Below are 327 nucleotides of genomic sequence, written 5' to 3' on the forward strand. Positions count from 1 at the left end.
TTAATTCCTGTTACACCGGGTTCAGCCAAAAATAAGGTGGTTTTAGGGCGGTTGCCGAACGGGGCCTTAAAGCTAAGTCCTGATGATTTTGTAAATACCATCTATACAGTAGTTAATGATGATACCAAAGGCTCACTGCCTTATCTGGTTGCAAAAAGGGAACCGGCTGACCAGTTCTCTAATACCATTACTGCAATTAATTACGATGAACGTTATTACCTCAATGACAAGGACTTTATTGATGTGCCGGTTGATGATTCACCGATTTACATTCGATATGACCAGCTGGATATTAATCTGGCACGTTTATATCAGATGCAAAGAGGG

General features: G+C 41.0%; 1 protein-coding gene. It reads left to right on the forward strand.

Going from position 1 to position 327, the window contains the following annotated elements; genetic code table 11:
* On the forward strand, positions 1 to 327 hold a 327-nt coding region (locus R5R67_RS19655), incomplete at both ends, for a hypothetical protein (protein ID WP_318755231.1).

Origin of the sequence: Acinetobacter sp. OYA S30, assembly GCF_033599315.1 — a bacterium.
GTDB classification, from domain to species: domain Bacteria; phylum Pseudomonadota; class Gammaproteobacteria; order Pseudomonadales; family Moraxellaceae; genus Acinetobacter; species Acinetobacter baumannii.